Source organism: Kitasatospora sp. NPDC056800 (assembly GCF_042789775.1).
In the GTDB taxonomy this organism is placed as follows: domain Bacteria; phylum Actinomycetota; class Actinomycetes; order Streptomycetales; family Streptomycetaceae; genus Kitasatospora.
Map to the genome: position 1 here is coordinate 1 of NZ_JBHUAL010000343.1, position 5,145 is coordinate 5,145.

At 74.3% G+C, this 5,145-nt stretch carries 6 protein-coding genes; 4 read left to right on the plus strand and 2 right to left on the minus strand.

The window, feature by feature from the left end; translation table 11 throughout:
• The coding region (locus ACFRQN_RS39765; protein WP_375877526.1) for a hypothetical protein at window positions 1–276 on the plus strand (276 nt) is incomplete at its 5' end.
• Window positions 277–410: 134 nt separating this feature from the next.
• Here the strand turns inward: ACFRQN_RS39765 and ACFRQN_RS39770 are convergent.
• Window positions 411–1,415: a stage II sporulation protein M gene (locus ACFRQN_RS39770; protein WP_049660346.1), complete on the minus strand. Its 1,005-nt coding sequence runs from the start codon at window positions 1,413–1,415 to the stop codon at window positions 411–413.
• A gap of 320 nt (window positions 1,416–1,735) precedes the next feature.
• Between ACFRQN_RS39770 and ACFRQN_RS39775 the strand changes: the two genes are divergently transcribed.
• Entirely contained in the window at window positions 1,736–2,764 is a 1,029-nt protein-coding gene (locus ACFRQN_RS39775) for an RDD family protein (RefSeq protein ID WP_380745514.1), read from the plus strand.
• A 57-nt stretch (window positions 2,765–2,821) separates the two neighbouring features.
• Here the strand turns inward: ACFRQN_RS39775 and ACFRQN_RS39780 are convergent, their stop codons facing one another.
• Window positions 2,822–3,460, minus strand: coding sequence for a hypothetical protein (locus ACFRQN_RS39780; RefSeq protein ID WP_074003857.1), 639 nt, complete (start codon window positions 3,458–3,460; stop codon window positions 2,822–2,824).
• A gap of 108 nt (window positions 3,461–3,568) precedes the next feature.
• Between ACFRQN_RS39780 and ACFRQN_RS39785 the strand changes: the two genes are divergently transcribed.
• Entirely contained in the window at window positions 3,569–4,081 is a 513-nt protein-coding gene (locus tag ACFRQN_RS39785) for a SigE family RNA polymerase sigma factor (RefSeq protein ID WP_380745516.1), read from the plus strand.
• On the plus strand, window positions 4,078–5,103 hold the full coding sequence (locus ACFRQN_RS39790) for a hypothetical protein (protein WP_380745518.1): 1,026 nt from the start codon (window positions 4,078–4,080) through the stop codon (window positions 5,101–5,103). Before ACFRQN_RS39785 ends, ACFRQN_RS39790 begins: the two co-directional genes overlap by 4 nt.
• The last annotated feature ends 42 nt before the right edge of the window (window positions 5,104–5,145 follow it).

Consider the following 5,145-nt stretch of genomic DNA (forward strand, 5'->3'; position numbering starts at 1 on the left):
TTTGGCACGCTGTTGAGTTCTCAAGGAACGGACGCTTCCTTCGGACCGCCTTCCAGCGGACCCTCCGGGCTTCGTTCTTTCGTGTTTCCAGCTTACCAGACGTTTTCCGCTCCGTTTACCGGCGCTTCATTCATCCGATTCCCACTGGGGGGATTTCCTGCGAACTTCGTTCCGAAGCCTATCAAGGCTTTCGGAGTGATCCGTCCGTGGGATTTTGCTTCGTCAGAGGACGCGTATTCCGTGGAACACGCTCGCCTCGATTCGGCGGTGTCGTAGACACTAACGCCCGGGACCGACCGTTGTCCAGTCAGTCCCAACCGTTCAAACCTACTAGCCCACCCTCACCACGTCAATGGTTTGGCCGGACGAGTAGAAGACTAGCAGGTCAGAGACCTGTCGATCACATCGGCTCAGGCCGCGACGGGCTGGAGGTCCGCCCGGTCGGCCGCGTCCAGATCGCCGAACTCCCCGTCCCCGGCGGCCCGCCGGCCCAGCACCAGGGCATAGAGGAGGAAGGCCGCCTCGGCCAGCACACCGATGGAGATGCGGGCCCAGGTCGGCAGGCCGGACGGGGTCACGAAGGCTTCGAGGACGCCGGAGACCGCCAGGACCGTCGCCAGGCCGATCGACATGCCGATGATCGCGCGGCCCTGTTCCGCCAGGGCCACCGAGCGGGTGCGCGGGCCGGGGTCGATGACGGTCCAGCCGAGGCGCAGCCCGAGGCCGCCGGCCACGAAGACCGCGGTCAGCTCCAGCAGGCCGTGCGGGATGAGCAGGCCGAGGAAGACGTCGAGGCGACCGGCGGAGGCCATCAGCCCGACGCCGATGCCGAGGTTGAGCACGTTGGTCCACATCACGTAGAGCACCGGAATGCCCAACGCGATCCCGAACAGCAGGCACTGCACGGCGATCCAGGCGTTGTTCGTCCAGACCTGTGCCGCGAAGGAGCTGGCCGGCCGGTCCGAGTAGTACGTCTCGTACTGGCCGCCGGGGCGGGTCAGCTCCTGGAGGTGTTCGGGCGCGACCAGGCTGTTGCGGACCTCGGGGTGGGTGGCCATCCACCAGGCGAGCAGTGCGGTGGCGACCATCGAGACCACCGCCACCGGCACCCACCAGCGGCGCGAGCGGTAGAGCGCGGCCGGGAAGCTCACCGTGTAGTAGCGGGCGACGTCCTGCCAGCCGTTGGTCCGGGCGCCGGTCACCGCGCTGCGGGCGCGGGAGACCAGGCCGGTCAGCCGGCTCACCAGGGCCGGGTCCGGCGCGGCGGCCTGGACCTTGGCGAGGTGTCCGGTGGCGCGCTGGTAGAGCGTGACCAGCTCGTCGGCCTCCTCCCCGCCGAGCCGGCGCCGGCGGGCGAGGGCGTCCAGTCGGGCCCACTCCCCCTGGTGGGTGGCGACGAAGACGTCCAGGTCCATTTCGGCGGCTCCATAGATCGGCGGCGGGCGCGGACGTGCGTGCGCGGGCGGGTCCGCGGGCGGGCGGGTCCGGGCGGGCGGGTCCGGGCGGACCCGCGCGGCCCAGCATGCCAGCAGCGGCCGCCGCCCCGGCCGTCGGGATCTCACTTCCCGTGCGCCCACCGGGCCCCGTATGTTTGCGGCTGCGGATCAGACTGCGGAGAGCGCGTCACGGGGGGCCGGTCCGGGGTGGTTCCCTCCCCCGGCACCGCCGCCCTCCCAGGCGCCGGATCCCCATGGGCGAGCCGTACCGGCTCCAAGAACGTGAACGGACAGGTGTCTTGAGCGACCTGGTGACGGGTGAGGCGGTCGTCCTCGGCCTGCAGACGGCGAAGCTTCCGAGCAGGGCCCTGGCGATCGTGATCGACCTGCTGGTGGAGTTCGCCGCCCTGCTGGTGTTCACGCTGCTGCTGAGCCTCGCGCTGATCGGGCTCGACGGCGCGGCCCTGGCCGCCACGATGATCGGCCTGATGGTGTTCTTCCTGGTCGCCGTGCCCGTGATGGTCGAGACCCTCACCCGCGGCCGCTCGCTCGGCAAGGCCGCGCTCGGCCTGCGCGTGGTGCGCACCGACGGCGGGCCGGTGCGCTTCCGGCACTCGCTGGTGCGCGGGCTGGTCGGCTTCTTCGAGATGATCGTGCTGACCGGCGCCCCGGCCGTGATCACCTCGGCGGTGCACTCGGACGGCAAGCGGCTCGGCGACATCTTCGCCGGGACGGTGGTCGTCCGCGAGCGCACCCCGGGTGCGGGCGGCTCCGCCACCCCGCTGCCGCCGGTGCACCCGCACCTGCTGCAGTCGATGGGCCACGAGCTGGTCGCGATGGACCTGTCCGCGGTGCCGGAGCCGCTCTGGCTGGCCGTCCGCCAACTGCTCGGCCGGACGAGCCAGTTGGACCCGGCGGTGATGCACCGGATGTCCACCCGGCTGGCCGAGGACCTGTCCGCCCTGATCGGCCACCCGATCGCGCCGGGGCTGCACCCGGCGGCGTACCTGGGCGCGGTGCTCACCGAGCGCCAGCGGCGGGAGTGGACCCGGGCCCAGCAGCAGCTGTGGGCGGCCGGGCCGATACCCGGCCGACCGGTACCCGCCCAGGTGCCCGCTCCCCGCCCGGCCTCCGGTCCGCTCCCCGCGCCGGCTCCGACCGGCCCGGCCGACGGACGGCCCGTCCGGGTCCTCGGCCTGCCGACCCAGCAGCCCGCGCCCACGGCTCCCCCGGCCCCCGCCGCAGCCCCGGCAGCCGCACCGACCGCACCGACCGCACCGTCCTTCGACAAGCCCGCCGCCGGCAGCGGCTTCGCCCCGCCCGCCTGAGGCGAACCGCCCCGGCCGCAGCAGCCCTGCCGCACCGGCCCCGGCCGCGAAGGCCCGCTACTCCTCCTCCGCCCCCACCCGCCAGGCGTTCGGCGGCGACTCCAGCTCCTCCAGCTCGATCCCCTCCGCCGCCAGCACCACGTCGCCCGCCAGGTGCACGACCTGCTGCTCGCCCGTCTCCAGGTCCGCCACCTGGTACCGCTCGACCAGCAGCGGCCCCGAATCCGTCTCGTGGGTGTCGACGCCCTCCAGCAGCCACCCCTGGTCGAGGGTGCGCGGCGCCAGCACCGGCTCGGTGAAGGCCACCAGCCGCACCCGCGCGCTCGCCCCCTCCCGCAGCCGCAGCAGCCGGGCGGTGGCGACCAGGAAGCCCGGCGAGCGGCCGGTGAAGGCGTGCGCCCGGTCGTGGCCCTCCGCCGCGTGCTCGCCGCCGGGGTCGGCCGCGTCGGTCCGGACCCAGGCCACCCCGTCCACCGCCCCGCCGCGCACCTGCCAGCCGCCAGCCCGCAGCTCCAGCCGCAGCGGCCGGGCGCGCGAGTCCAGCGTCAGGTCGGTGCTGCCGAGCACCCGGCCGTCCGGCGCGTAGGTCTTGGAGACGTACCGCCACCCGGCCGCCCCGGGCGCGCAACTGAAGCGCTCCTCCCCGAGCGGGACGTGGTCGTGCGGGTCGTGGAGCGAGTACCGGCCGTTGGGCATGCCGGAAAGCCTACGTCCGCGGTTCGCGTGCAACGTTCCGGCCGGTGCCCGCATTAGAGGGGCGGACGGCGCGCCGGTGCGCCGCCACCACGACGAGAGGGGGTGCGGATGGCGAAGCAGACGCGCGACGTGGAGTTCACGGAGTACGTGGCCTCCAGGAGCGGCTGGCTGCGCAAGGTCGCCTATCTGCTGTGCGGGGACTGGCACCGGGCCGACGACCTGGTGCAGGAGTGCGCGACCAAGCTGTACGTGAACTGGTCGCGGGCCGGCCGGGTCGAGAACCTGGACGGCTACGCCCGCAGGGTGCTGGTCAACACCTTCCTCGCCGAGCAGCGCTCGTCCTGGTGGCGGCGGACGTCACGGACCGCGGCGCCGGTGGACGTGGCGTCGGTGGCCGCCGACCTCGACGCCTGGCTCGACCTGCGCAAGGCGCTGGCCGCGCTGCCGCCCAAGCAGCGGGCCACCGTGGTGCTCCGGTACTACTGCGACCTCACGGTCGATCAGACCGCCGATGCGATGAGCTGCTCCTCGGGCAATGTGAAGAGCCAGACCTCACGGGCGCTCGCCACCCTCCGGACGACGCTCTCCCCCCGTCCCACCACCGCCGAGAGGACGTCATGAGGTCGCACGAGCAGCGTGATCTGACCGCCCGGCTGAGCGCCCTCGCCGAGGCCCCGGCGCCGCCCGCCGCACTCGACACCTCGGCCGTGATCGCCCGCGGCCGGGTCCGGCTGCGCCGCCGCCGGCAGGCCCTGGTCGGTGTGGTGGCCGGGTCGACCGCCGCCGTCCTGGCCGGCGTCCTGCTGCTGCGCCCGGCCGGGGCGCCGCCCGCGCCGGCCGTCCCCGCGCCCACCGCCCCGGTCTCGCTCGCGCCGTCCCCGACGGCCGCGCCGACCCCGGCGGCGCGGACCGGTCCGCTGAGCGCCGAGGCCCGCTTCGGCTGGCTGCCGTCGTGGCTGGCCCGGCCGGCCATCGGCTACGCGAACAGCGACAACCGTTCCGTCACCACCGCGGCCACCACCACCGCCGTCCTCAACGCGACCCCCGCCCTGAAGCTGGAGCTGCTGCGCGGCCCCGGCGAGTCCCCCGCCCCCGGGCAGCACACCGCCCCCGCGCCCCCGGTCGCCGGCCGGGAGGCCCAGTGGCTGCTCACCGACGCGTCGGGATCCCTGGGCGGGCTGCGCTGGATGACCGCCTCCGGCCGCTGGGCCCAGCTGACCGCCACCCTGTGGTTGGACGCGAAGGTCCAGGACGACCTGCTCCGGGTCGCGGCCGGCGCCGAGTTCGGCGACCGGGACGTCCCGTTCCCGGTGCGCCCGACCGGCCTGCCCGCCGACCTCAGGCTGCGGAACGCCGAGGTCCACCGGCCCACCAGGGACTCCGAGCCCCCGTGGAGCGCCATCCTGTCGTACACCGTCGGCGACAAGTGGCTGAGCGTCACGGTCCAGCCGGACGGCTTCGGCAAGTTCGCGGACGGCCGGCCGAACGGCGGCACCCCGGTGTGCCGGGTCGAGAAGGGCGTCCAGCTCTGCGCCAACGGCACCGCGGCGGGACTCCCGTCCGTCCAGGGGGCCGGCGGACTGGCGGGTCTGCTCGAGCGGTTCGAGGTGCTCGGCGCGGACGAGGCCTCCTGGACCCGCTGAACCGCCCCGGCGGAACGCCGACGGCCGGCGCCCCCGGAGGGG

Coding starts and splice junctions, on each gene's coding strand:
- ACFRQN_RS39770 (WP_049660346.1), bottom strand. CDS start 1,415: ATGGACCTGGACGTCTTCGTCGCCACCCACCAGGGGGAGTGGGCCCGA.
- ACFRQN_RS39780 (WP_074003857.1), bottom strand. CDS start 3,460: ATGCCCAACGGCCGGTACTCGCTCCACGACCCGCACGACCACGTCCCG.
- ACFRQN_RS39785 (WP_380745516.1), top strand. CDS start 3,569: ATGGCGAAGCAGACGCGCGACGTGGAGTTCACGGAGTACGTGGCCTCC.
- ACFRQN_RS39790 (WP_380745518.1), top strand. CDS start 4,078: ATGAGGTCGCACGAGCAGCGTGATCTGACCGCCCGGCTGAGCGCCCTC.